This window comes from Acinetobacter sp. ACIN00229, assembly GCF_016106645.1.
In the GTDB taxonomy this organism is placed as follows: Bacteria; Pseudomonadota; Gammaproteobacteria; order Pseudomonadales; family Moraxellaceae; genus Acinetobacter; species Acinetobacter oleivorans.
The window spans coordinates 45089-71498 of sequence record NZ_JADWOM010000016.1 but is presented as its reverse complement, the minus strand read 5'-3'; the positions used below and the strand labels follow the sequence as shown (position 1 = coordinate 71498).

Genomic DNA, 26410 nt, shown 5'->3' with positions numbered 1-26410 from the left:
CATGCATCAGGAGCGTGAGATACGACAGGAGTCATATCTAGCAACCAAATACGAAAAAGCCCAACAGGATGTTGGGCTTTTTTTATTGCTGTTTAAAATATGTTTAGGCTAAACCTATAGAGGACTATGCGCCTGTTCTTGCTTTTTATGACGTATCCAACGTATTGCCAAAATAACAGCAATAACCACCACAACGGCAACAAGGGCGGGAACTAACAAAGCTGAAACCGAAAGTAAGATTGCTCCAATCCACTCCCCTGTAGCAACAACAAAATTCCCTAAACCGCCTGTGGTTGCAGTTGAAACACCACGTGCAGCGACTGTACTCATTTGCACCACACCTGCCGTACCACCGCCCACAATAATCGCTGCCGCCCAACCTGCGAACTGTGACATTTCACCACTACTCACGGCCATGGTCGTTAACGTACCCGCAATCATGGCCGCAGGAGTCGCGACTGTGTCTAAAGCATTATCGACCCAAGGAATATAATAAGCGGCAACTTCACAGACTGTTGCCACAGCTAAAGCCAAGCAAACCGATGGCAGAGCTAACCATTCAAAACCCTTCGATGGCTCAAACCATCCCATCATTGTTGCAATGCTCATGACCAACAATGGCACAAACACCCGAAAACCGCAGGCAGCGCTCAGCCCCACGCCAATACATAAACCTAATATAGTTTCCATAACGGTTTCCTTTTTCATGCCCATCGCGGGTCTTGTTATGTAAGTCTTATTTTAAACTAACAAAAAGCCCCATCGGGTGACAGGGCTTTTTGTTAAATGCGAACGCAAATATTATTTTATTCTTAACGTTTAAACTCAGTGCAATAGCATTTAGTGCATGGTGGTAAACGATCTGTATTAATTTCTAAAAACACTCTCTGGCCACATTGAGCGCAGAAATAGAAGCCTGTTCCGGGTTTTTCGCCAGCTGTTACCATGATTGCATTCCTATAATCGTATAGATATTAAACAGGAATATAACCCACTTAAAGTGAATGTCAATTGTCCATTTCGCCCGATGATGATGGCATAAATGCAAAAAATGTTATTTGTACGATTTATCTTACAAACTTTTAGGGATTTTGCGGATTGGCGACACCTTTCTTTTTTCCTAAGATGAGTTCATACAGGAACAGGATGTTCCGGAACACAAAACAACAATAATAGGTTCATGCATCAGGACGTGAGATACGACAGGAGTCATATCTAGCAACCAAATACGAAAAAGCCCGACAGGATGTCGGGCTTTTTTTATATTCTTATTTTTCTGCTAAATAACTTCTTACACGTGCATCATTGAGTAAAGTCATTACCCCTTCTGCAATACATCCATTTAAATCTTGTACTAACACACCACTCGTATGAGGAACGGTAAATGGAATAGTTTGTCCATTTCCTAAAGTCGCTTCGAATTTAATTTTACTGCGCCAGAAAAGCAGATTGGTGTAGGTACTACGTAATGAATTTACTTTAATCGCAATCGATTTCGATCCATTACCATCAACAGGTTGACCATTTTTCAATAGTTCCTTTTGAGTCTGTTGTACCATCGTTTCTGTAATAGACTTAATACTAGAGTCCAGTTTTGTGCCCATATAAGAATATACAATCACTCGTTCATCTGAAGTTTGAGCATTGGTCACATCTGCCTTACCAATAACCTTCACAGGTTGAATTAAACCTGCACGTAGAGGGTACTCTGTACTTACGTAAGGCATTGTCCCACAAGCAGTTAATATAAGAGAGCAAATTGAAATAATGAATAAGTTACGCATTGATATTTTCCAAGAAATCTATTGTGATTTATATTTAAGTCTAAGCGCCGCGTATCTTAATGTAAGTTAAAGAGAATTTGATGACAAAAACAAAATAATTTTAAAAAAATATAATATATACAGTCATTTTTTATAATTAATTAGATATGTATAAACAAATAAAAACCCCACTCTAAAGTGGGGCTCTTAAAACCGTATCAATTATTTTTAACTCAATATCAAGCCACTTGGCTTTCTAAAAAGTCTTGTGCAAAACGCTGTAATACACCGCCCGCTTCATATACAGAAACTTCTTCTTCTGTATCTAAACGGCAAGTCACTGGCACTTCAAGAATCTCTTCTTTACCATCCGCTGTGGCACGTTCAATCACTAAGGTTAAAGTCGAACGTGGCGCAATATTACCAATCACACTATAAAGCTCAGTACCATCTAGTTTTAAAGTCTTGCGGTTTACACCCGGTTTAAACTCAAGCGGTAACACACCCATACCTACTAAGTTGGTACGGTGAATACGCTCAAAACCTTCTGCCACAATCGCTTCAACACCTGCAAGGCGCACACCTTTTGCAGCCCAGTCACGGCTTGAACCCTGACCGTAGTCAGCACCCGCAACAATAATTAATGGCTGTTTACGGTTCATGTAGGTTTCAATCGCTTCCCACATACGCATCACTTCGCCTTCTGGCTCTACACGCGCTTTTGAACCTTGCTTAATGGTACCGTCTGAGCGCACTACCATTTCGTTATACAGTTTCGGGTTGGCAAATGTTGCACGTTGTGCAGTCAAATGGTCGCCACGGTGCGTTGCATATGAGTTGAAGTCTTCTTCTGGTAAGCCCATTTTGTGAAGGTATTCACCCGCAGCCGAGTCCATCAAAATCGCGTTTGAAGGCGACAAGTGGTCGGTGGTGATGTTGTCACCCAAAATCGCAAGTGGACGCATGTTCGCCAAAGTACGTGGTGCAGCCAACGCCCCTTCCCAATATGGTGGACGGCGGATGTAAGTACTTTGTGGACGCCAGTCGTAAAGTGGACTTTCAGCTTCTTCCGTTACACCTAAGTCAAACATTGGAATGTAGACTTTACGGAACTGTTCAGGCTTCACAGCTTCTTTAACTAACGCATCAATTTCAGCATCAGATGGCCAAATGTCTTTGAGGTAAATCGGTTTACCGTCTTTGTCATGACCTAAAGCATCTTTTTCAATATCAAAACGAATCGTACCCGCAATTGCATACGCCACGACAAGCGGTGGAGATGCCAAGAATGCTTGTTTTGCATATGGATGGATACGGCCATCGAAGTTACGGTTACCAGAGAGTACTGCTGTTGCGTACAAGTCACGGTCAATAATTTCTTGTTGAATAACTGGATCTAACGCGCCTGACATACCATTACAGGTCGTACAAGCGTAAGCCACAATACCAAAACCAAGTTGCTCTAAGTCTTTTAGAACACCTGCTTCTTCAAGGTAAAGTGCAGCCGCTTTTGAACCCGGTGCAAATGATGATTTCACCCAAGGTTTACGAACCAAACCAAGTTCATTTGCCTTACGTGCCAACAAACCTGCCGCCACGGTGTTACGTGGGTTAGAAGTGTTAGTACATGAAGTGATTGCAGCAATAATGATTGCGCCATCTGGCATTAAGCCGTCAGAACGGTTTTCGACAACACCCGCAATACCTTTTTCTTTTAGGTCCGCAGTTGAAACACGTGCATGTGGGTTTGATGGACCAGCGATGTTACGTGTCACTTTTGATAGGTCAAAACGAAGTACACGTGGGTACTCTGCTTTGGTCATGTCAGATGCCCAAAGACCGATTTCTTTTGCGTACTGTTCAACCAATGCCACTTGAGCATCTTCACGGCCTGTTAGGCGTAAGTAATCGATTGTGTTTTGGTCGATGTAGAACATCGCAGCAGTAGCACCATACTCTGGTGTCATGTTCGAAATGGTTGCACGGTCGCCCACAGACATGCTGTCTGCACCTTCACCAAAGAACTCAAGGTAAGCACCAACCACACGCTCTTTACGCAAGAACTCGGTTAAAGCAAGTACGATATCTGTTGCAGTAATGCCTGCCTGACGCTGACCTACAAACTCAACGCCAATAATGTCTGGCAAACGCATCCAAGATGCACGGCCTAACATTACGTTTTCAGCTTCTAAACCACCTACACCCACAGAAATTACGCCCAAAGCGTCTGTATGTGGTGTGTGTGAGTCTGTACCGACACATGTGTCTGGGAATGCTACGCCATCACGCGCCTGAATCACCGGAGACATTTTCTCTAGGTTAATCTGGTGCATAATGCCGTTCCCCGCAGGGATCACATCGACATTTTTAAATGCTGTTTTAGTCCACTCAATAAAGTGAAAACGGTCTTCGTTACGGCGGTCTTCAACAGCACGGTTTTTTGCAAAAGCGTCTGGGTCAGCACCACCGTATTCCACCGCTAAAGAGTGGTCGACAATGAGCTGTGTCGGTACAACTGGGTTAACTTTAGATGGGTCGCCGCCTTTGTCAGCAATCGCATCACGTAAGCCTGCAAGGTCAACCAATGCAGTTTGACCCAAAATGTCATGACACACCACACGCGCTGGGTACCAAGGAAAGTCCAAGTCCTGACGGCGTTCAATCAACTGCGTTAAATAGGCAGTTAAGTTCTCGGCATCGGCACGGCGTACCAATTGCTCTGCGAGTACTTTAGACGTGTAAGGCAGTTTTTCGTATGCGCCTGGCTGAATATCTTCAACGGCTTGACGCACGTCGTAATATTCAAGCTGGGTACCTGCCAGCGGTTTACGGTATTTTGTGTTCATTAACCACGCTCCGCCAATGGTTTAAATTCGAGGTTTTCAGGGCCTGTGTAGTTCGCGCTTGGACGAATAATTTTGCCGTCTTGGCGTTGTTCAATCACGTGCGCTGACCAGCCTGCTGTACGTGCAATCACGAACAATGGTGTGAACATTGCAGTTGGAACACCCATTAAGTGATAGCTCACTGCACTGAACCAATCGAGGTTCGGGAACATGTTTTTCACTTCTTTCATCACTGCTTCTAAACGTTCAGCGATGAGGTACATTTTGGTATTCTCTTGTGCTTGTGCTAAGTCATGCGCCACTTTCTTAATTACTTCGTTACGTGGGTCAGAAACTGTATATACAGGATGACCAAAACCAATTACGACTTCTTTATTTTCAACACGCTTACGAATGTCAGCTTCTGCTTCATCTGCGTTGTCATAACGTTGTTGAATTACGAATGCAACTTCGTTTGCACCTCCATGCTTAGGTCCGCGAAGCGCACCAATACCACCTGTAATTGCCGAGTACATGTCAGAACCTGTACCTGCAACCACACGTGAGGTAAATGTAGACGCGTTGAACTCGTGCTCAGCATACAAAATAAGAGATGTATGCATTGCTTGAATCCATTCTTCAGATGGTTTTTCGCCATGAAGTAAATGTAAGAAATGCGCTGCAATTGAGTCGTCATCAGTTTCAACTTCAATACGACGACCGTTATTGCTGAAGTGGTACCAATAAAGCAGCATTGAGCCTAGGCTTGCCATTAATTTATCAGCAATGTCTTTTGCGCCAGCTTCGTTATGGTCTTCGTGTTCTGGCGTTAAGCAACCTAACACTGATACACCTGTACGCATCACATCCATTGGGTGTGCAGACGGTGGTAATTGCTCAAGTGCAGTTTTAAGTGCTGCTGGTAAGCCACGAAGTGCTTTTAATTTTGCTTTATACGCTTTGAGTTCAGCTTTGTTTGGTAATTTGCCATGTACAAGCAAGTGAGCAACTTCTTCAAACTGGCTACCCGCCGCAAGGTCAAGAATGTCATAGCCACGATAGTGCAAGTCGTTACCACTACGTCCTACGGTACACAGTGCTGTGTTGCCTGCAACTTGTCCGCTAAGTGCAACTGATTTTTTTGGTTTGAAGCCTGTTGTTGTTTCATTTGAGCTCATAAGAATGTCCTTTCCTATCTATTTAAATTATTTGGGGAACACGGCATATGTACCGTGTTTTACTTCTTATTTCTTTTTAGCAAATGCGTTGTCTAAGTAGTCTTCAAACGCATAGTAGTTAATGCGTTCATATAACTCTTTACGCGTTTGCATAATATCAACCACGTTCTTTTGCGTGCCTTCTTTACGCAAGGTTTCATACACAGTTTCGGCTGCTTTGTTCATGGCACGGAAAGCAGAAAGCGGATAAAGCGCAAGGCTTACATCGGCAGATGCTAACTCTTCAGTCGTAAATAGTGGTGTAGAACCAAACTCGGTAATGTTTGCCAAAATTGGTGCGCCTGTCTTCTGAGCAAATTGCTTGTACATATCAAGCTCGGTAATTGCTTCAGGGAACAACATGTCTGCGCCCGCTTCGATGTAGGCACCCGCACGGTCAATTGCAGCTTGTAAGCCATCTACGGCCAATGCATCAGTACGTGCCATAATCACGAAGCTGTCATCACCACGTGCATCGACCGCAGCTTTAATACGGTCAACCATTTCTTCTTGAGTCACAATGGCTTTGTTCGGACGGTGTCCACAACGTTTTGCGCCCACTTGGTCTTCAATGTGCATTGCCGCAGCACCAAACTTGATAAGTGCTTTTGTAGTACGAGCAATGTTAAATGCAGAAGCGCCAAAACCTGTGTCCGCATCGACTAATAATGGAAGATCACATACATCGGTAATACGGCGTACGTCTGTCAACACATCATCAAGGTTACTGATTCCTAAATCAGGTAAGCCTAAAGAACCAGCGGCTACACCACCACCTGATAAGTAAATCGCTTTATAACCTGCACGTTTTGCCAAAAGTGCATGATTGGCGTTAATGGTTCCAACCACTTGTAATGGCTTTTCTTGGGCTACTGCATCGCGAAATAGCTGACCTGCGGATTGTTTAGCCATTGTTATGTTCTCCTTGTGCTTGTAGCAGTGTTTGCTCAATAATTTTGTAAGAAGCATTGATATGTCGATGCATGAGCAGCTCGGCAAGTTCACCATCACCTTCTGCAATTGCATCTAAAATACGGATGTGTTCGTCCCAAGCTTTGCTCGGACGATCGGGTGTGTTTGAAAACTGAATTCGGTACATACGGATGAGGTGATAAAGCTCATCGCATAGCATTTTTTCTAGGGTTTTATTGCCACTACTTTTGATAATGCAGTAGTGAAAATCGTCCTGCCCTTCTTGCAAGTAATATCCTTTACCTGCTTTAAAGTTTTCATCTTCGGCATGCATACGCAAAACATCACGTAATGCCAAGATTTGCTTTTTATCAATATGCTGTGCCGCAAGTTTGCAAGCCAAACCCTCTAAAGACGCACGAATCTGATAAAGCTCTTTAAACTGTTGCAAGGATAATGAAACCACGCGCGCGCCCACATGTGCAGTACGCTCAACCAAACGCTGCCCTTCAAGGCGATGAATCGCTTCACGTAAAGGCCCACGACTAATGCCATAAGTACGTGCTAGCTCAGGCTCAGAAATCTTGCTACCTGCCGGAATTTGACCCAAAACAATCGCCGTCTGTATTTGTTTAAATACATTCTCGGTCAGTGTTCTTCCCTGACTTTGTAATGGCTCTGGTGCGAAGGTCAAATCTTGCATATTGTCGACAATTTTTAATCAATTATGGCTTTTATAGCGGTATGAATGAAAAAAATCAAGGTGATTGTTGACACTTTACAGAACGCATCAGGTCAATTTTTATCGTTTGACCTGTTATTTCACCTTATATTTAAACCATTAAACCAATTACCAATTAGTACTTGTAAAACAGTTATTTAATATTGTTTTACCTATAGATTTATGGCACTTTTTTAGCTGCTTTTCGACCGCTAATCTTTTGTTTCAAACTTTAGTCTACAACCAATGTATTACAGCAAGATTGTAGACAATCTGCTTGAATGAAAGCATGAGTTATAAATTAGTATCTATTTACCGTAATTTCTTTTAAATCTTTTTATCATTTTCATCCAGAAAATATCGATATTAGTGAAATTATCAGGTGCTTCACGGTAGCTTTATTGATACATTATTGAACATCGACATAGTTGTGGCGTATTTTTCGAGACAGAAAAAACCCAGCACTATGCATATTGTTGAATGAAAGGACTTTTTTGATGTTTCAACATATCCCCCCATACGCAGGCGACCCAATTTTATCTTTAATGGAACAGTTCAATGCTGATACTCGTTCTGGAAAAGTGAACTTGAGTATTGGTCTTTATTATAACGAAGACAGTATTGTTCCTCAGTTAGAGACCATTATTGAAGCGCAAAAGCGTATCGAGCCTAAAAACGGTAAAACCAAACTTTATTTGCCAATGGAAGGCTTCAAACCTTACCGTGAAGCAATTCAAGCACTTTTATTTGGTGCAAACAGCCCAGCAGTTAAAGCTGGCCGTGCTGTAACCATCCAAACGCTTGGTGGTTCAGGTGCATTGAAAGTTGGTGCAGATTTCTTAAAAACTTATTTCCCAAATTCTGACGTTTGGGTAAGCCAACCAACTTGGGACAACCACGTTGCGATTTTCAATGGCGCTGGCATCAAAACTCATTTCTACCCATATTTCGATAACGAAACGCGTGGTGTAGATTTTGACGGTATGCTTTCAACACTTAAAACTTTGCCTGAGCAAAGCATTGTGTTATTGCACCCATGCTGCCACAACCCAACGGGTGCTGACTTAAACCCAGCGCAGTGGGATCAAGTGATTGCAGTATTAAAAGATCGTAACCTTATTCCATTCCTAGACATCGCTTACCAAGGTTTTGGTGACGGTATGGAAGAAGATGCGTATGCAATCCGTGCTTTAGACCAAGCGGGTCTAAACTTCATTGTGAGCAACTCGTTCTCTAAAATCTTCTCTTTATATGGCGAGCGCGTTGGCGGCTTAACTTTCGTATGTGATGATGCAGAAGCTGCTCAGTGCACATTCGGTCAGTTAAAAGCGACTGTACGCCGTATTTACTCTAGCCCTCCTACAACAGGTGCTTGGTTAGTTGATGAAGTGTTAAATGACGCTGAACTTAACCAGCAATGGCAAGGTGAAGTAAAAGAGATGCGTGAGCGTATTATTAAAATGCGTAGCATCTTGAAAGATGAACTTACTAAAGCATTACCAGACCGTGACTTTAGCTACCTTGTAAACCAAAAAGGTATGTTCAGTTACACAGGTTTAACTGCTGAGCAAGTTGATATCTTGCGTGAAGAATATGCAATCTACTTAGTACGTAGTGGCCGTATTTGTGTAGCAGGTTTAAACATGAATAATGTTTACACTGTTGCTAAAGCAGTTGCAGAAGTGCTTGCTAAATCAACAGAAGCAGCATAATACATCTATTAAAAAAGGCGCTTCGGCGCCTTTTTTATGTCTCGGTATTAAGATTTAGCCTTGCCCCAATATTTCAGTTTTGAGGTATGTCCAATACCTACGTTAAAGCTATTGGTTGGGTCAAGTTTTTGATAAAAGTTAGCTAAGGCAGGCTTGGCAATGTAAAGATGCCCAACATTATGCTCTGCCGGATATTCAGCACGGCGCGCATCGAGTAACTTCCACATTTGATGTTCCATTTCTAAAGGGTCATGGCCCTTTTTAAGAATATAGTCTTGATGGAACACATGACAAAAGAAATGCCCATAATAGAGTTTATGGATGATTTTATTTTCCATTTCGGCAGGCAGTTGCTCTACCCACTCACGGTCATTACGACGTAACGCAATATCAAGCGCCACAATATCTTCAACTTCACTACGGTGCGTATCACGATAACGAATTGCAGCTCCTGCAATCGCAAAACGGTGTAAGAACGCTTTTCGGCCTTCCCCTTCGCTACATACGAAATAGCTACCTGACTGATGCACTGCAAAATATTCTTTTAAAAACTGCTCGGTCTGAGCTTTTGAATTATTTTCGACACGTAGCACTAAATGGTGCTCATAACGATCTCGATATTCGGTCATACGCTTAGGCAAATGACTCGGTAAAAAGAAGGTAATCGCCTGTAAAATCTGATCCGTTAAACCTTTAATTTTAAATCTTTCTAAGAAACCATCGACTTTATCTTTCATCGCAAAAGCTTTGGGAACATTGGCTGTGCCAAATTTTTCAATAAATAAGAACGTGTCTTTTCCGTACTTTTCACCAATCAAGTAAGCATCTCGGTGAATATATTCACCAGCGATTGGTAGGCTTGGCAGTGAGGTTAGTAAGTAACGGCGAATAGCGGTTAAATCATCGGCATCATTAGTACCAATATAAAAGACATTACTTTCTACTTTTTCATAAGTATCAAGACGTACCGCAAACACACAGACTTTACCTGCCGAACCCGATGCTTCAAACAATCGTGACGGGTCTGCATTAAAACGCGCGGGTGTATCTTCATCAACTTGCGTCACATCGTGCGCATAACGATAGTCCGATGCCTGCTTTTCGCCATCATCTAAAATATCTATGGCTTGATATTTCTGCTTCTCTAAACGCATCAAAATTTCTTCAGGAGTCGAGCCTAAATTCACCCCTAAATGGTTCACCAGCTCTAATTGACCAGCAGTATTCACCTGAGCATATAACGCCAGCTCAGTATACGCAGGACCACGGCGTACCAACGCACCACCAGAGTTATTACACACACCGCCAAGTACCGATGCCCCAATACAAGATGAACCAATTACTGAATGCGGTTCACGATCATAGCCTTTTAAAATTTGTTCTAAATTATCTAAAGTCGCGCCCGGTAAACAAATCACTTGCTTACCGTCATGAATAACTTGAATGCCCTTTAATCGGCGAGTACTCATGACTAAAACAGGACGATCATAATCATCACCATATGGGGTTGAACCACCTGTAAGTCCTGTATTGGCTGCCTGCATAATCACAATACAGTCTGCCTCAATCGCAGCTTGGAGCACCTGCCATTGCTCTAGCAAGGTTCCTGGTACCGCCACAGCAAGCACTTTCCCCTCACCAAAACGACGACCTTGGCGGTACTGACGCGTGCTTTGGTCATCGGTCAAAACATAAGAATGCCCCACAATATTTTGTAAGCGTTCAATCACTGCTTGAAGAGAAAATGTTTGCATGATGGTTTCCTTTTGGTCATCCATTTATCAAATTAGACCAACACGACGGTATCTTACCGTTTGTAATTTATAATTTAATTAGCTCATTCTCTAATGTGAATCAGCCCTATATTTACTATCGTGGTTGGCGGCAGGGATGCCGCCGTTTCGATGCGGTAGCAAGGACGTACCGTCATCGAAACAAAGGTTTTTGGTTACTTTTTTAAAAAAGTAACGTCAATTAGCTACTTACATTGAACCTTTTCCGATAAGACTCCGTCGTGCCAATATCATCAAAGTTAATAAGAAAATGTTAGAGCTTCATCGCCTGCACTAAACAATCTGCATTAATATCCGAAATCGACTTAGCACCTGTAAGCGTCATCGCAACACGCATTTCCTTATCAATCAAATCAAGCAAGTTCGACACCCCTTGCCCACCTGCTGCTGCCAAGGCATAAACAAATGCACGGCCAAGTAAGACTGTATCGGCACCGAGCGCCAACATCCGCACCACGTCTAAACCATTACGAATGCCTGAGTCAGCCAAAATCGCCAAATCACCTTTCACCGCATCAGCAATTGCAGGCAACGCACGAGCAGACGACATCACACCATCTAACTGACGACCACCGTGATTCGATACCACAATGCCATCTGCACCAAAACGCACGGCATCTTTGGCATCTTCAGGGTCTAAAATGCCCTTAATGACCATTGGGCCATCCCAAAATTCACGAATCCACTCAAGGTCTTTCCATGAAATCGATGGGTCAAAGTTTGAGCCTAACCAGCCAATATAGTCTTCAAGCCCAGTCGGTTTACCTAAATATTTAGAGATATTACCCAAGTCATGCGGACGCCCCATTAAGCCGACATTCCACGACCAATGTGGATGGAACATAGACTGCATATAACGGCGCATCGCAGCATTTGGTCCACTCATCCCCGAATGTGCATCACGGTAACGCGCACCTGGTACAGGCATATCGACGGTAAATACCAGTGTTGAGCAGCCTGCCGCTTTTGCACGTTCTAAAGCATTACGCATAAAACCACGGTCGCGTAATACATAAAGCTGGAACCACATTGGACGGTTAATTGCAGGTGCAACTTCTTCAATCGGACACACCGAAACCGTTGAAAGTGTAAATGGAATGCCCTTTTTATCGGCTGCCATCGCGGCTTGCACTTCACCACGGCGTGCATACATGCCTGTTAAACCTACAGGCGCTAATGCAACCGGCATAGACAAGGTTTCGTTAAACAGTTTTGTCTCTAAACTTAACGCTGACATGTCATTGAGCACACGTTGACGCAAAGCAATTTCTGACAAATCTTGTACGTTACGCTTTAAGGTATATTCCGAATACGCTCCACCATCAATGTAATGAAATAAAAATGGGGGTAAGCGACGTTGTGCCGCAGCACGATAATCATTGCCAGAAGAAATAATCATTTTGAATCAACTCTACTTAAACGATTTGCACGTTTCTGGCGAGCTTCGTCTTCATCCAGAGAACGCACATGATTAATCACAAATTCAATATGACCGCAGACAGCTTGGCGTGCGGCCTCGGGATCTTTACGATCAATAGCATCCATCACCTGAAAATGCTGCTCGCTCAGCAAGTCACCATTTACGGGGTCGTTATAAACTTTCTTACGTCCTAACAAGACGTTGTATTGCAACAAATCAAACAAGCTACGCATCATTTGAATCAGCACCACATTGTGAGATGCCTCTGCAATCGCTAAGTGGAATTCAGCATCGGCCACAGCAGCCTGTGCTGAGTCACCCGCATTTTGATGGCGACTAATTTCATTAAAATAATGACGGATTTTGGCGCGATCTTCAGGCGTTGAGCGCAATGCGGCATACCATGCCGTGCCACCTTCAAGTAATAACCGCGCTTCTTGCACATCAAAACGGTATAACGGATCTTCTTCAATCAGGTTGCTAATTGGGTTCACAATCAGTTGCTGTGGCCACTGTTCAGGTAACTGCTGAATATAAGTCCCATCTCCACGGCGGCTACTGAGCACCCCTTGACTATTAAGCTGCTGAATGGCTTCACGCAAAGACGGACGAGAAACCCCTAAGCTAGTTGCAAGCTGGCGCTCAGCAGGCAAACGGTCACCTTTTTTCATGTGCCGCTCTTCAATTAATGCCTGCAATTTCATGACCACTTGATCGGAGATTCTCATCGCGTTTCCTTCACTGGAGTTATGGAATCATCCACGGAACCAGATAAGCCTGAACCGTAATAATGATGCCAACAAAGACAGTGAATATGATGCTATGTTTTACCGTGAAACGGAACAAGTCAGATTCTTTTCCAACTAAGCCTACTGCTGCACACGCAATCGCAATCGACTGCGGAGAAATCATCTTACCTGTCACACCACCACTGGTATTGGCAGCCACCAATAACACTTCTGGAATACCAATTTGCTGAGCCGTAGTCGCCTGTAGTGCCGAGAACAAAGCATTTGAAGATGTATCTGAACCCGTAAGGAACACACCAAGCCAGCCCAAAAATGGCGAGAAGAAAGTAAACGCATGACCCGTATGCGATAGAGCCAAAGCTAAAGTTGCAGATAAACCTGAATAGTTCGCAATAAAAGCAAACGCCAACACCATACCAATCGAGTAAATCGGTGTTTTCAACTCATTGAGTGTTTCACCAAAAGTCGTTACTGCCTCACTTGCTTTCATTTTCAAGAAAATAGCAGTGATAATTGCAGCAATAAAAATTGCCGTACCGGTTGCAGAGAACCAGTCAAACTTATAAATCGCTTCGTATGGTTTCATCTCTGCCACAATCGGCGGCATTTTTTCGACCAATTTATGCAAGTACGGCACTTCAAGTTTAAAAATCCAGTGCTCAAGAGCACCATCTTTTGCAAATAATGCTTTAAATGGCTTAACACTCCAGATGGTCACCATGACTGTTAAGATGGCAAATGGAGACCATGCCTTAGCAATTTTCCCAATACTGTAACGTTGAACCGTTGTAGGTTGCTGAATTAGAGTTTGGCCAGCTTCAGGTTCAAAGCGGAAAATATGTTTTGGTTTCCAGAAACGGAACAACACAGTCAGGCTGACCAATGAAGCAATTGCAGCGGTAATATCTGGTAATTCAGGGCCAATAAAGTTAGATGTAAGATATTGGGCAATCGCAAAAGCGCCACCACCCACTAATACAGCAGGCCAAGTTTCTTTAACACCACGCCAGCCATCCATAATCGCCATGATCCAGAACAACACGATCAGCGTTAAAAATGGCAACTGACGACCCACCATCTGGCTAATTTCCATGGTGTCTACGCCTGACACCTGCCCCGCCACAATAATTGGAATACCCATTGCACCAAAAGCAACTGGCGCTGTATTTACAATCAAACATAAACCAGCGGCGTAAAGTGGCTTAAACCCTAACCCGACAAGGAGTGCAGCGGTAATTGCCACAGGAGCACCAAAACCCGCAGCCCCTTCAAGGAAAGTACCAAATGCAAAACCAACGAGTAACATTTGCAGGCGTTGGTCTTCGGTAATTGACAAAATGCTTGAGCGGATAACTTCAAACTGGCCTGTTTTTACCGAAATCTTGTATAGAAAAACTGCCCCAATAATAATCCATGAAATTGGCCATAGACCATAGAAGAAACCATAAATGATTGACGCAAAGGCCATTTGACCCGGCATTTGATAGAAAAAGAGAGCAATCAATAATGCAATAATGACTGTGCCCGTACCCGCGATACTGCCTTTTAAACGAAAAACAGCCAACGCCAAAAAGAAGAAAATAATCGGGATTAATGCAACCGCACTGGACAGCCAAATATTATTTAAAGGGTCATAAAGTTGTTGCCACATATTGAGCATTGTCATCTCCTTGAAATGCCGGGGCGAATTTTTGTACCTTAAATTCTTAAACATTTAACACAATTGGTATGACCAATTAAAAATTAAGTGCAAATGTTATTCCTTAAACCACAGATCGCATCATAAGCACAGATATTGGCAAGATCAATCATTAAATAACCACAATAATTGGTAAGACCAATAACACCAAGTAAAATCAAGCCATTTCGAGTTTATGGTTCCATTTATTAGACTAAAGTCGTAAAAAAGTATTCTTATAAATTTAAATTTGAGCTACAGAAATGAAGCGTAAAATTTGAATATAAAAACTATAAACATACCTATTTCATGATCTATGTATAATGTGCACACAACTCAAACCACATGTATTGAATTGAATAATGACTACTTTAACGTGTTTTAAAGCTTATGATATCCGAGGCAAACTCGGCACCGAATTGAATGAAGAAATCGCCTATAAAATTGGCCGCGCTTACGGACAAATCTATAAACCAAAGACTGTAGTAGTCGGTTGTGATATTCGTCTAAGCAGTGAGGCTTTAAAACAAGCGACTATCCGCGGGTTAAATGACGCGGGTGTCAATGTTCTTGATTTAGGCATGACAGGTACTGAAGAAGTTTACTTCGCCGCTTTCCATTTAGATGTGCAAGGTGGTATCGAAGTTACTGCTAGCCATAATCCAATGGACTATAACGGCATGAAATTAGTTCGAGAAAATGCTCGTCCAATTAGTGCAGATACTGGTTTAAAAGAAATTCAGGCTTTAGCAGAAACCAATAACTTTGAAGAAGTTAGTCAAAAAGGTACAACTCAAAGCTATAACATTTTGCCTGAGTTCGTTGATCACTTATTAACTTATATTGAACCAGCAAAAATCCGCCCACTTAAGTTAGTGGTAAACGCGGGTAATGGTGCAGCTGGTCACGTGATTGATGCAATCGAAGAAAAATTTAAAACGCTTAACGTACCTATTGAATTTATTAAAATTCACCATGAAGCAGATGGCACTTTCCCAAATGGGATTCCTAACCCAATTTTAATTGAAAACCGTGACAGTACTCGAAATGCTGTTCTTGAGCATAAAGCAGATATGGGTATTGCATGGGACGGTGACTTTGATCGCTGTTTCTTGTTTGATGAAAAAGGTCAGTTCATTGAAGGCTACTATATTGTTGGTCTATTAGCTCAAGCTTTCTTGATTAAACAGTCGGGTGAAAAAATTGTGCATGACCCACGTTTAGTGTGGAACACATTTGATATCGTAGATGAATACAAAGGTGTTGCTGTACAGTCAAAATCTGGACATGCATTCATTAAAGACGTTATGCGTGAACACAATGCTGTATATGGCGGTGAAATGAGTGCCCATCACTATTTCCGTGACTTTGCTTACTGCGATAGCGGCATGATTCCTTGGTTACTCACTGTTGCCCTACTCTCTGAAACAGGACAAACACTTTCAACGCTCGTTGAAAATATGATTACCAAGTTCCCTTGTAGCGGTGAAATCAACTTTAAAGTAGCCGATACACAAATCACTATTCAAAAGATTTTCGATTTCTATGCCAAGCAAAACCCAGAAATTGACCGTACCGATGGAGTAAGTCTAGACTTTGGTGCATGGCGCTTTAATGTACGCGCTTCAAATACTGAACCTTTGCTACGTCTTAACATTGAAAGCCGTGCAGATCGCCAAGCTCAGCCAATGCAACATTATGTAGATGAATTGACTGGGTTGATTCAGAACTAATTCATAATAAAAAAGGAGCTATAAGCTCCTTTTTTATTGCTATTTAATTATATCCATTAGGATTCTGCTTCTGCCAATTCCAGCTATCAGCAAGCATATCTTCTAAGTCAAATTGAGGTTGCCAACCTAGTTCAGCAACTGCACGGCTATTATCGGCAAAAGATGTTGCTACATCGCCAGCTCGACGTGGTGCAAACTCAAAAGCAACAGGCACACCATTAACTTGCTCAAATGTATTCTTAACTTGCAACACGGATGAACCATTACCTGTACCAATATTCCATGCACGGCAACCTTTCGCTTCTAATCGGTTATTTAAAGCACATAAATGTGCATTCGCTAAATCGACCACATGAATATAGTCACGTACCCCAGTCCCATCTACTGTGTTGTAGTCATTACCATAAATAGACAGCTTATCACGACGTCCTACAGCAACTTGAGTCACGTAAGGCATTAAATTATTTGGAATACCTTGTGGGTCTTCACCAATACGGCCACTCTTATGCGCACCAACTGGGTTAAAATAGCGTAGTAAAGCTATCGACCATTTAGAATTTGAATCTGACAGTTTTTGCAATAATTGCTCAACAATCAGTTTAGTATAGCCATAGTTATTACTTGGCATACCTGTTGGCATATCTTCATTTAATGGAGATATATTGGCCTCGTCATATACTGTCGCAGAAGAGCTAAACACAAGCGTATAGACACCTGCTTTTTCCATCGACTTAACGAGTTGAATACTACCAGCAATATTATTATCAAAATAAATCAGCGGTTTTTCCTGACTTTCACCTACTGCCTTTAAGCCTGCGAAGTGAATTACAGCATCAATTGAATGATCTTGAAATACGCGATCAAGTTCATTTACATTACGAATATCACCTTTAACAAAAGCTAAACTCTTTTGTGTGATATCTTGGACTCTCGTTAACGACTCTTCAGAACTGTTTGATAGATTGTCAAAAACAATAACTTCATGACCAGCGTTTAAAAGCTCTACACAGGTATGTGAACCAATATAACCAGCACCACCAGTAACTAGGATTTTAGCCATCTACTTTTCCTAATAATATTTTAATTAATCCACGTGTTGAGGCATCTAATGATGAAAGATCATTTTGAACCCCATTTAAAATAGGTAATAGTTGATCAGCAATCTGTTTGCCTTTTTCGACGCCCCATTGATCAAACGGGTTAATATTCCAAATTACAGACTGCACAAAAACTTTATGCTCATATAAAGCAATTAACATTCCCAAACTATATGGATTCAACTCTTTCAATAATAGGGTTGAACTCGGTTGGTTACCTTCATATTGTTTGTAAATCGGCAGTTTTTCTAATTCAGTTGAGTCTAAAGCTTCATTACCAAAGGCCAATAATCTTGATTGGGCCAGACAATTCGATAACGCAAGATGATGCTGCTCGACTAAAGCCTCTGCATTTTCAACATAGGTAAAATGGTCAGCGTTATAGCGTTGGACTGGCGCAATAAAGTCACAGCTTACTGCTTGAGTTCCCTGGTGTAATAACTGATAGAAGGCATGTTGAGCATTTGGTCCAACTTCACCCCATACAATTGGGCATGTATCGAGTTCGACTTTTTGACCGTCACGTTGTACCGATTTACCATTAGATTCCATTTCAAGTTGCTGCAAATAAGCAGCAAAATACTTTAATCGACCATCATAAGGTAATACTGCATGAGTTTGAATATTTAAAAAATTATTGTTCCAAACGCCTAATAATCCCATTAAAACAGGAATATTTTGCTCATAACTTGTATTTTGAAAATGTTCATCTACTGCATGAGCACCAGCTAAGAGTTGCTGAAAACCTTCAACCCCGATACTCAACGCAATAGGTAAACCAATGCATGACCATAATGAGTAACGGCCACCTACCCAGTCCCAAAGCAGTAATTGATTTTCTGGGGCAATCCCCCATTCAGTCATTTTATCTGCTTTTGTTGATACTCCAACAAAATGACTTTTTAAAACTCGGGCATGTGTTCCCAAAGTTTTTTCAAGCCACTGTCGTACCGTTTGGGCATTTGATAAAGTATCAATCGTTCCAAAAGATTTTGAAGAAATAATAAATAGTGTTGTTTCTGGACGAAGTTGGTGGAGCAACTCCGACAACTGACTACCATCCATAGTCGATACAAAGTGAACATTTAAAGGTTTAGCCGTTTTCACTTTAAAATCTGACAACGCATGGGTGACCATTTGTGGCCCTAAATCAGAACCACCCACACCAATGTTCACAACATCTTGAATCACTTCACCGGTTGCCCCGCGATATTGACCAACATGTATCTTTTCTACTAAGGCATACATACGTTGTAACTGGCTATGGACTTGAGCCGTTAACTCTGGAAACTTCGAATAGTCAACTGGCAAGCGTAGTGCCCAATGCATTGCTGCGCGTTGCTCTGTACAATTTACTTTGTCTTGTGAAAAAAGACGTTCAATCCATTGATTTAATTGTTTGGTTTTCGCAAGAGCAGTCAATTGTTCCAAAATGTCTTTAGTAACACGATGCTTACTATAATCAAAAACTAATGGATCAAATTTTATAGAATATTGTTGAAAGCGATCCGGTTCTGAAGCGAACAATTCTTTTATATGTAGTTTTGAATTTTTCTCACCCATCGCCTGTAATTTTAGTAAAGGTGAAACCAACTCTTTAGGAAATTTCTCGATAGATTTACTCATAAACGACCTACTCCTTCATAAGCAAAGCCCTTAGCCTTTACATATGCTGGGTCATAAATATTACGCCCATCCAAAATTAAAGGATGCTGCATCATCTGTTGTAATTGCTTAAAGTCTGGACTCCAGTATTGTTTCCATGCGGTAACTAAACATAAGGCGTGTGCGTCTCGAGCAGCCTCATATTGATCAGTACACAGTACTAAATCCTTACGGTCACCATATGTAGCGGCAATTTCATCTAATGCTTGAGGATCATGCAAACGTACTGTTACACCTTGTGCCCATAATGCAGCTAATAAAATATGAATTGGGGAGTTATGTATGCTTGAGGTATTTTCTTTGAAGGATGCACCCCAAATAGCCACGGTTTTACCATTCAAATTACAATGATAATAATTCCACAGCTTACGGAATAAAATTTCTTTTTGTTGTTCGTTAATTGCCCATACCTGCTCTAAAAGACGACTTTTCGCCCCAGTTCCAGAAACAGTACTCGAAAGGGTTAAAATATCATGCGAAAAATTTTCACCGCCAAAACCAACTCCAGCGGACAAATAAGCCGCACCAATACGTGTATCGGCCGCAATACCATGCTTCACATTAGCGATATCAATACCGAGTTTCTCTGCTACCATAGCTAAGTCATTCATATAACTAATACGGGTCGCCAACATGCCAGAAATACTAAGTTTGGTAAATTCAGCGTCCAAAATCGGCATAAATAAATATTGATAACTAAAACGGAAAAATGGGCGTAACAGCTCTTGCATTGTATCCCGCGCATGATTGGACTCAACACCAACAATGACATGTTTTACATGCAATACACTATTAATAGCATTCCCTTCTTGAATTACATCAGGGAAATAGACCCACTCGTCTTTTGGTAAATATTGTTTTAACTGATCAGTTCCATGTAAGCCAAACGTAGAACCATTTACCATTAATCTAGGATGAACGATAGGACGTTGGCTTAGCTTCTCAACTGTATTTAAAGCAAGCTGGATTTGTGTGGGACTAAAACAGAATAAATAAACTTCAACATCAAGTGGAATAGTAGAAAAAGGACTTTCTTGTAGAAAGCCCGATTTTCTTTGCTTATTCAAATAATTATTAACTTCTTGATCTTGGTAAGAAAGTACAGAAATATTTTCTTCGCAGGTGACACTTGTGCACCAATAAATCTGATTGCCATATTCAGCTAGTAATGCTGCCATTACACCAGCGTGTAAGGTGGTTCCAAACACTGCGATTTTCATTGCACACCTGATTTTTTAATATTCTATAGATTTCTCTTCCCATTCAAGGAAGAGAATATATTGATTGTTTATTATATTCAGCAGTTTTTACAAATACTTAAGCAGAACTACACAATACTACAACTTAAGCTCTTGAATTAGCTGTTTAAATTCTGGGCCTAATTTAGGATGTTGAATTCCATAATGTAGTACAGCTTTTAAATATCCAAGTTTACTACCACAGTCAAATGTTTGGCCTTGCATACGATAGGCTTCAACAATATCTGTTTCTTGTAACATCGCAATCGCATCTGTTAACTGAATTTCATTACCTGCACCTTTGGGTGTGTTTTCCAAAAGCTGCATAATTTTTGCAGGCAAAACGTAGCGACCAACTACAGAAAGATTAGAAGGTGCAGAGCCAACAGCAGGTTTTTCAACAATGCCTTGCATAGCAATACTTTCACCCTCATTAGGAGTATGCGCTACATCTACAATCCCGTATTGATCCACAAGGTTATCAGGTACTGCTTCTACCATAATCTGTGCAGCTTGAATTGTATTATAACGTGCAATCATACGAGATAAATCATTTCGGCCCGAGTCGTCTTTCACCAAAACATCCGGTAATAACACAGCAAAATTATCTTGACCAACAATACTCTTTGCACATAAAACCGCATGTCCTAAACCTAAAGGCTGAGGTTGTCTTACACTTACAACACTCACATGGGGCGGAACAATTTGTGTAATTTCTGCAAGTAAATCAAATTTCTTTTTTTGCTCTAATGTAGTTTCTAATTCAAAGTTTCGATCAAAATAATTTTCAATCGATGCTTTTGAAGAGTGAGTCACCAAAATAATTTGCTCAATTCCAGCATCAACTGCTTCACGCACTACATATTCAATAGCTGGACGGTCAACAACTGTTACCATTTCTTTTGGAATTGACTTACTTGCTGGTAAAAAACGTGTACCTAAACCAGCTACTGGTAAAACTGCTTTTTTGATCATACGGTAGTTTTCAAGATATAAAATTTACTTTACAGACGAGTCGATATTTTCTTGGGTATTATTGCCTTTAAACAAAGAAGGTCCAACATGCCCTGGTGCATTAATGCCTTCACGCTTAGTCATCACTTTGACTGTTTTAAACATAATTTTAAAGTCGACCCAAACATTGTGATTATCGACATACCAAACATCACATTTAAATCGTTCCTCATAATCTAGTTCATTACGGCCACTTACCTGAGCCAAACCAGTCATTCCAGGACGTACTTCTAAACGACGTGCCTGCTCTGGTGAATATAATGCAACAAAGTCTTTAAGCATTGGACGAGGTCCAACTACACTCATGTCACCTTTAAGCACATTAATCAATTGCGGCATTTCATCTAGGCTTGTAGAGCGCAATTTTTGGCCAAATGGAGTAATGCGGGCTTCATCTGGTAATGGATTTCCTTGTGCATCAAAAGCATCTTTCATTGAACGGAATTTAATCATTTTAAATAATTTTCCGTCTTTCCCAGGTCTTTCTTGATAAAAGAATATGGGTGATCCTAAATTTTTACGGACCTTATAAGCAACGACCAGAAATATTGGCGACAGAACGGTTAAAGCTATTAAAGAAATGACTATGTCTACTAAACGCTTCATATTTTCATTCACTCATTTTTTAATATCTTTACGAAGAAAGGTATTATAAATTGTACCCAATAAATTTGCTGGTAGCAGTCTAAACGCAGACCGTACCAGAAACAGTATGTTAGCATATAGAGGATTTTGTAACTTTAGTTGTTTTTTTAAATCTAGTAACTGTTTTTCACTTTTAATATATTGTAAACCTTTACGACGTCCATGCATGCCGTTATCGATACGAGCATAGACTAATACATCTGGCAAGTTCTGAACCTTATACCCTTTGGCAATCACACGTAAAAAAAGATTGTAATCTTCCATCCATAAATGGTGTTGATACCCACCCACCTCTAAAATTTTGGTTTTTCTATAAGTAATTGTCATATTATTAAAAGGACTTTGTTTTTTTGCGTATTGGCGAAGCTCTAAATTTGTCAATGGAACATTTCGCATACCAGAAGGTGAAGAGATATCCTCAATAAACTCTATAATTTGACCACCTAAAATTACTAATTCAGGATCACCTGATAAAATTTTAATTTGCTTTTCAAAACGATCTGGAACACTGATATCATCAGTATCCACAATACAAACTATTTCATTAGTGCATTGCTTTAGACCAATATTTTTTGCTTTACCTGTACCTACATTTTCAGCAAGTTTAGTAACTTTTAAAATATCTTTTAATTTCTCTTCCCAATATTTAATTATTAGATCTAACTCAGGAGTTAATGGGCCATCTTCTACCATAATAATTTCAGAAGGTTTCACTGTTTGATTATTCCAAATACTTTCCATACACGCATTAAAGTGTTCTGGCTGCTCTTTAAAATAAATGGAAATTAGTACAGAAAATTTCATTAATTAATATCCTGATAAACATAGATAATGGTACATAGCATTCATATAAAACCTAAGAAAAAAACTTAAATAAAACTTAAACTTAATAAATTTCATTTAATTAAAAAATTACAATACCTTTTTTATAGAATCAATAAGCTTATCTTCTTGATCCTCCCAGGTCATGTCATTTTCATATTTACTATATTTATTAAAAAAAACTGTAGTATTAGACTGTAATTTCTCTTTAATATCACTAGGTGAGTATTCATCAACAATAATAACACTAGGGTTGTCTTGCAAATCCTCAGCCATTTTTGTCTTCTTAGATAAAACAATTCTTTTTTCAAAGAAAGAGCATTCAAAATACTTATTAGAAATTGCATAAACAGCATTGAAATCATTTGTAGGATAAGCCGCCCAAACTAAATCCGACTTTTCATAAATATATTTAAGATCAGAAGGCTTATATCTTCCAAAAAAGAAAACCTGCTTTTCCAATTTATAAAAATTAACAGCCTTCACTAATTTATCAAGATCCGGACCGTCACCAAAGACAAAGAAACAAATATTTGTATCTTTTATCGCTAATAATATATTTTCAATAATATCAAAATACCGAACCACTCCAATCCACGCTACATTTTTAGAGCCTTTAGGAATTTTATCATCATAACGCTTTATCCAATCTGGTTCAGTTGATGTACTATTAAGTAATTCTGTCGATGGATAATTTTCAAAGATATAAGACTTTACTTTTTTTGAATAGAGAGGTTTAAAGTGTCGTGAAGCAAAAATTGTCAAGTTTACGAACTTTAAACATATTTTCTCAACATAAATAATTATTTTTCTTATTATATTATTTGATAAAGTAGGTAAATCTAAGCAATCATAGATTATCTTTACTTTCCAATTCCAAATGAGCTTTAATAGCACGGCACAAATTAATGAGTCCCAATGACTTGCAAAAAAAACATTTGGTTTTTCTTTCTTACAAACTGAATAAATATGAATAAAAAAAAGAGGAAGTTTTAATAATTTTTTTAATTGATTTCCATAACCTATATTCGTATCTAAAATATAAGTTCCTTCCAATTCTTCTTTGCCCCCTGCTAAACCTCGATTCCAAGCAACCACAATCACTTCAAAGTATTTCTTAAAAGAATTTTTAAATCGCTCAGTTCTAGAATTAATTGGCCAAGTTGTATCTATTAGTAAAAATTTTTTCATCTCTATTTTCTACCAAAAAAATGCATAAGGTTGAGCTTTTAAAATTAAAGATGCAGTATATAAAAAATAGAGAAAAATAAACACCGAAGACATTACCCTTTTTGATCCCATATTTTTCTCTATTAAAAGGTTGTATACTTTAGCCAACCATGGAATAGTAACTACACTTATAAGCAAAAATAAATAACTAACACGCCAAGCCATAATTACAACGTGTGAAAAAATAACCATCAGCAAAGCACCAATTATATATAATTTGCAATAATACATATCAAAATATTTAGGAATATGCTGTTGACACTTAAAGATCAAAAAGACCACTCCCATAGCTAATATAATACGAGGGTCATATATTGCCATAGGATATCCATAATCATCTGAAGCAAGATAACTTAATAGAAAATCTGACAATCTAGTTAAATGTAAAATTTCGAATATTTTTAGCAAAATTTGAAAGGGAGAAACAAAGACTAACATTGCAAAAGCAATAATTGTGGCATAAAATAATTTTTTCAAACTCACTCTAGCTAAAAATACTAAAACCAATATTAAAGCTGAAGAGTGAAATGAAGCGGCAATCACCAAAGCCAATAATGCTGCAAGCCATCTTTTTTTATAATAAAGAATCATAAAAAGCAAGCCAAAAGCCGCTGCAACAGAAGTACGACTTGTTTGCATATTCATTGCTAAAAAGTATGGCATCCAAATTAATAAAGATAATATTTTATAAGGTGAATATTTGTAAATTATATATGTAACTGGAATTAATGCTAAAGTAGCCATGGCGACAATAATATATTGCTCACCAAGACCCAAAGAATGACCTAAAAAAGAAAGTAGTCGAAAGCCGATTTCTGCATGTATCTCAGGATCTATTACCTTTTCAAAAGTATCCGTTGCTGAATATAACCGTAAATAAGCATCATAGTCACCAGTACCAGTTCCTCCTACCCTAAAAGCAGAGAATATCAACATCCATAAGCTTAAAATAAAGAAGAAAATTTTATCTATTTTTTTACCATCAAATAGGGTACCAAACATGATGGCAAATAATAAGGTAAAATAAGGTACCATTAAAAATTTTCCTTAATAAAATCAATTATTCTCTGACTCGCAAAGCCATCTCCATATGGATTATTTGCACGAGACATTTGCTGATAAATTTTAGGATCATCTAATAATTCTTGGACAGCCAAGGTAATGGCCTCATAGTGTGTTCCCACCAATTTTACTGTACCAGCATCGACAGCCTCTGGACGCTCTGTTGTATCACGCATAACTAAAACTGGCTTACCAAGTCCTGGTGCTTCTTCTTGTACTCCCCCACTATCTGTAAGTACTAAATAAGCATGCTGCATCAGATAAACAAAAGGCTCATAGCTTAATGGAGCAATGAGATGAACATTATTCAAACCACCTAACAATCGCTTCACAGGTTCTTGTACATTCGGATTAAGATGAACTGGATAAATAAAATGAGTTTCAGGGTTCACCTTAGCAAGTGAAGATAAAGCTTTACAAATATTCTCGAATCCTTCTCCGAAATTTTCTCGACGATGACCAGTAATTAGAACATAGCGTTTATCTATAATTGTATCTTTTAGACCTGCTTGTTCAAGAATTGAACGAATAGAGATCTTCATTTCACTAGAGTTTTCTATTTTCTTTACTACCCACTGCAAAGCATCTATTACAGTATTTCCTGTAATTTTAATTTTTTCTAAAGATATATCTTCATGTAATAAAGCTTTTTGATTTCGCTCTGTAGGAGCAAAATGAAGTGCAGCTAGTCGTCCCGTTAATACACGATTTGCCTCTTCTGGCCATGGTGAATACATATTGCCTGTACGTAAACCAGCTTCTACATGTCCAACTGGAATTTGCTGATAAAAAGCAGCTAAGGATGCTGATAGAGTAGTTGTTGTATCTCCATGTACTAAAATCAAGTCTGGGCGAAAATCTTTAAGAACATCGCGAAGACCTAGCAAAGCACCCGCTGTAACATCATATAAATCTTGTCCAGCTCTCATTAAATTTAAATCATAATCAGGTTGAATTTCAAACAACTTTAAAACTTGATCAAGCATTTCTCGGTGCTGGGCAGTTACAGCAACTCGAGATTCAAAATAATCATCTGCAGCTAATGCTTTAACTAACGGAGCCATTTTAATAGCTTCTGGACGGGTACCAAATACTGATAGAATCTTCATAATGT

The 26410-nt window shown here is 39.8% G+C and carries 23 protein-coding genes; 3 read left to right on the top strand and 20 right to left on the bottom strand.

Going from position 1 to position 26410, the window contains the following annotated elements; translation table 11 throughout:
- Positions 1–114: 114 nt before the first annotated feature.
- The 7 genes from I7H67_RS14955 to I7H67_RS14925 all read right to left on the bottom strand — a co-directional run bounded on the left by I7H67_RS14955 (position 115) and on the right by I7H67_RS14925 (position 7420).
- Positions 115–690 carry a DUF4126 domain-containing protein gene (locus I7H67_RS14955; protein ID WP_198308183.1) on the bottom strand — a complete coding sequence of 192 codons (576 nt, stop codon included), beginning with the start codon at positions 688–690 and terminating at the stop codon, positions 115–117.
- 122 nt (positions 691–812) lie between these two features.
- A complete protein-coding gene (locus I7H67_RS14950) occupies positions 813–947 on the bottom strand; it encodes a zinc ribbon-containing protein (protein WP_004640417.1) in 135 nt (44 codons plus the stop codon).
- 321 nt (positions 948–1268) lie between these two features.
- A complete protein-coding gene (locus I7H67_RS14945; RefSeq protein ID WP_013199240.1) occupies positions 1269–1784 on the bottom strand; it encodes a hypothetical protein in 516 nt (171 codons plus the stop codon).
- A gap of 218 nt (positions 1785–2002) precedes the next feature.
- Positions 2003–4609 carry a Fe/S-dependent 2-methylisocitrate dehydratase AcnD gene (acnD, locus tag I7H67_RS14940; RefSeq protein ID WP_013199241.1) on the bottom strand — a complete coding sequence of 869 codons (2607 nt, stop codon included), beginning with the start codon at positions 4607–4609 and terminating at the stop codon, positions 2003–2005.
- Positions 4609–5766 carry a 2-methylcitrate synthase gene (prpC, locus tag I7H67_RS14935; protein WP_002120737.1) on the bottom strand — a complete coding sequence of 386 codons (1158 nt, stop codon included), beginning with the start codon at positions 5764–5766 and terminating at the stop codon, positions 4609–4611. Before prpC ends, acnD begins: the two co-directional genes overlap by 1 nt.
- Positions 5767–5832: 66 nt before the next feature.
- Positions 5833–6717 (bottom strand): methylisocitrate lyase, encoded by an 885-nt coding sequence (prpB, locus tag I7H67_RS14930; protein ID WP_004706036.1) that lies wholly within the window; start codon positions 6715–6717, stop codon positions 5833–5835.
- Positions 6710–7420: a GntR family transcriptional regulator gene (locus tag I7H67_RS14925; RefSeq protein WP_001153627.1), complete on the bottom strand. Its 711-nt coding sequence runs from the start codon at positions 7418–7420 to the stop codon at positions 6710–6712. The genes prpB and I7H67_RS14925 overlap by 8 nt, the downstream gene beginning before the upstream one ends.
- 45 nt (positions 7421–7465) lie before the next feature.
- On the opposite strand from I7H67_RS14925, the gene I7H67_RS14920 reads away from it, so the two are divergent.
- Positions 7466–7600, top strand: coding sequence for a hypothetical protein (locus tag I7H67_RS14920; protein ID WP_081399227.1), 135 nt, complete (start codon positions 7466–7468; stop codon positions 7598–7600).
- A gap of 335 nt (positions 7601–7935) precedes the next feature.
- Positions 7936–9150, top strand: a complete 1215-nt coding sequence (locus I7H67_RS14915) for an aromatic amino acid transaminase (protein WP_013199242.1) — start codon at positions 7936–7938, stop codon at positions 9148–9150.
- A gap of 47 nt (positions 9151–9197) precedes the next feature.
- On the opposite strand, the gene dld is transcribed toward I7H67_RS14915, so the two are convergent.
- The 4 genes from dld to lldP all read right to left on the bottom strand — a co-directional run bounded on the left by dld (position 9198) and on the right by lldP (position 14778).
- On the bottom strand, positions 9198–10904 hold the full coding sequence (gene dld, locus I7H67_RS14910) for a D-lactate dehydrogenase (protein WP_198308182.1): 1707 nt from the start codon (positions 10902–10904) through the stop codon (positions 9198–9200).
- Between the two features lie 292 nt (positions 10905–11196).
- Entirely contained in the window at positions 11197–12342 is a 1146-nt protein-coding gene (lldD, locus tag I7H67_RS14905; protein WP_002050500.1) for an FMN-dependent L-lactate dehydrogenase LldD, read from the bottom strand.
- Positions 12339–13091 carry a transcriptional regulator LldR gene (lldR, locus tag I7H67_RS14900; protein WP_151989237.1) on the bottom strand — a complete coding sequence of 251 codons (753 nt, stop codon included), beginning with the start codon at positions 13089–13091 and terminating at the stop codon, positions 12339–12341. Before lldR ends, lldD begins: the two co-directional genes overlap by 4 nt.
- Before the next feature lie 19 nt (positions 13092–13110).
- On the bottom strand, positions 13111–14778 hold the full coding sequence (gene lldP, locus I7H67_RS14895; RefSeq protein WP_171056861.1) for an L-lactate permease: 1668 nt from the start codon (positions 14776–14778) through the stop codon (positions 13111–13113).
- Between the two features lie 374 nt (positions 14779–15152).
- On the opposite strand from lldP, the gene I7H67_RS14890 reads away from it, so the two are divergent.
- Positions 15153–16523, top strand: a complete 1371-nt coding sequence (locus I7H67_RS14890) for a phosphomannomutase CpsG (RefSeq protein WP_198308181.1) — start codon at positions 15153–15155, stop codon at positions 16521–16523.
- A 43-nt stretch (positions 16524–16566) separates the two neighbouring features.
- Here I7H67_RS14890 and galE read toward each other — a convergent pair whose 3' ends face one another.
- The 9 genes from galE to wecB form a co-directional block, all read right to left on the bottom strand.
- Complete coding sequence (galE, locus tag I7H67_RS14885; RefSeq protein ID WP_198308180.1) at positions 16567–17583, bottom strand: UDP-glucose 4-epimerase GalE; 1017 nt, start codon at positions 17581–17583, stop codon at positions 16567–16569.
- Positions 17576–19246 carry a glucose-6-phosphate isomerase gene (gene pgi / locus I7H67_RS14880; protein ID WP_013199250.1) on the bottom strand — a complete coding sequence of 557 codons (1671 nt, stop codon included), beginning with the start codon at positions 19244–19246 and terminating at the stop codon, positions 17576–17578. Before pgi ends, galE begins: the two co-directional genes overlap by 8 nt.
- Complete coding sequence (locus I7H67_RS14875) at positions 19243–20505, bottom strand: nucleotide sugar dehydrogenase (RefSeq protein ID WP_013199251.1); 1263 nt, start codon at positions 20503–20505, stop codon at positions 19243–19245. Before I7H67_RS14875 ends, pgi begins: the two co-directional genes overlap by 4 nt.
- Positions 20506–20622: 117 nt before the next feature.
- Entirely contained in the window at positions 20623–21498 is an 876-nt protein-coding gene (galU, locus tag I7H67_RS14870; RefSeq protein WP_013199252.1) for a UTP--glucose-1-phosphate uridylyltransferase GalU, read from the bottom strand.
- Positions 21499–21522: 24 nt separating this feature from the next.
- Complete coding sequence (locus I7H67_RS14865; protein ID WP_023274345.1) at positions 21523–22143, bottom strand: sugar transferase; 621 nt, start codon at positions 22141–22143, stop codon at positions 21523–21525.
- A 12-nt stretch (positions 22144–22155) separates the two neighbouring features.
- On the bottom strand, positions 22156–22986 hold the full coding sequence (locus tag I7H67_RS14860) for a glycosyltransferase (RefSeq protein WP_013199254.1): 831 nt from the start codon (positions 22984–22986) through the stop codon (positions 22156–22158).
- Positions 22987–23094: 108 nt separating this feature from the next.
- Positions 23095–24195 carry a glycosyltransferase gene (locus I7H67_RS14855; protein ID WP_013199255.1) on the bottom strand — a complete coding sequence of 367 codons (1101 nt, stop codon included), beginning with the start codon at positions 24193–24195 and terminating at the stop codon, positions 23095–23097.
- A gap of 9 nt (positions 24196–24204) precedes the next feature.
- Positions 24205–25269, bottom strand: coding sequence for an EpsG family protein (locus I7H67_RS14850; protein WP_013199256.1), 1065 nt, complete (start codon positions 25267–25269; stop codon positions 24205–24207).
- Positions 25269–26405: a non-hydrolyzing UDP-N-acetylglucosamine 2-epimerase gene (gene wecB / locus I7H67_RS14845; RefSeq protein ID WP_013199257.1), complete on the bottom strand. Its 1137-nt coding sequence runs from the start codon at positions 26403–26405 to the stop codon at positions 25269–25271. The genes I7H67_RS14850 and wecB overlap by 1 nt, the downstream gene beginning before the upstream one ends.
- Positions 26406–26410 lie beyond the last annotated feature (5 nt).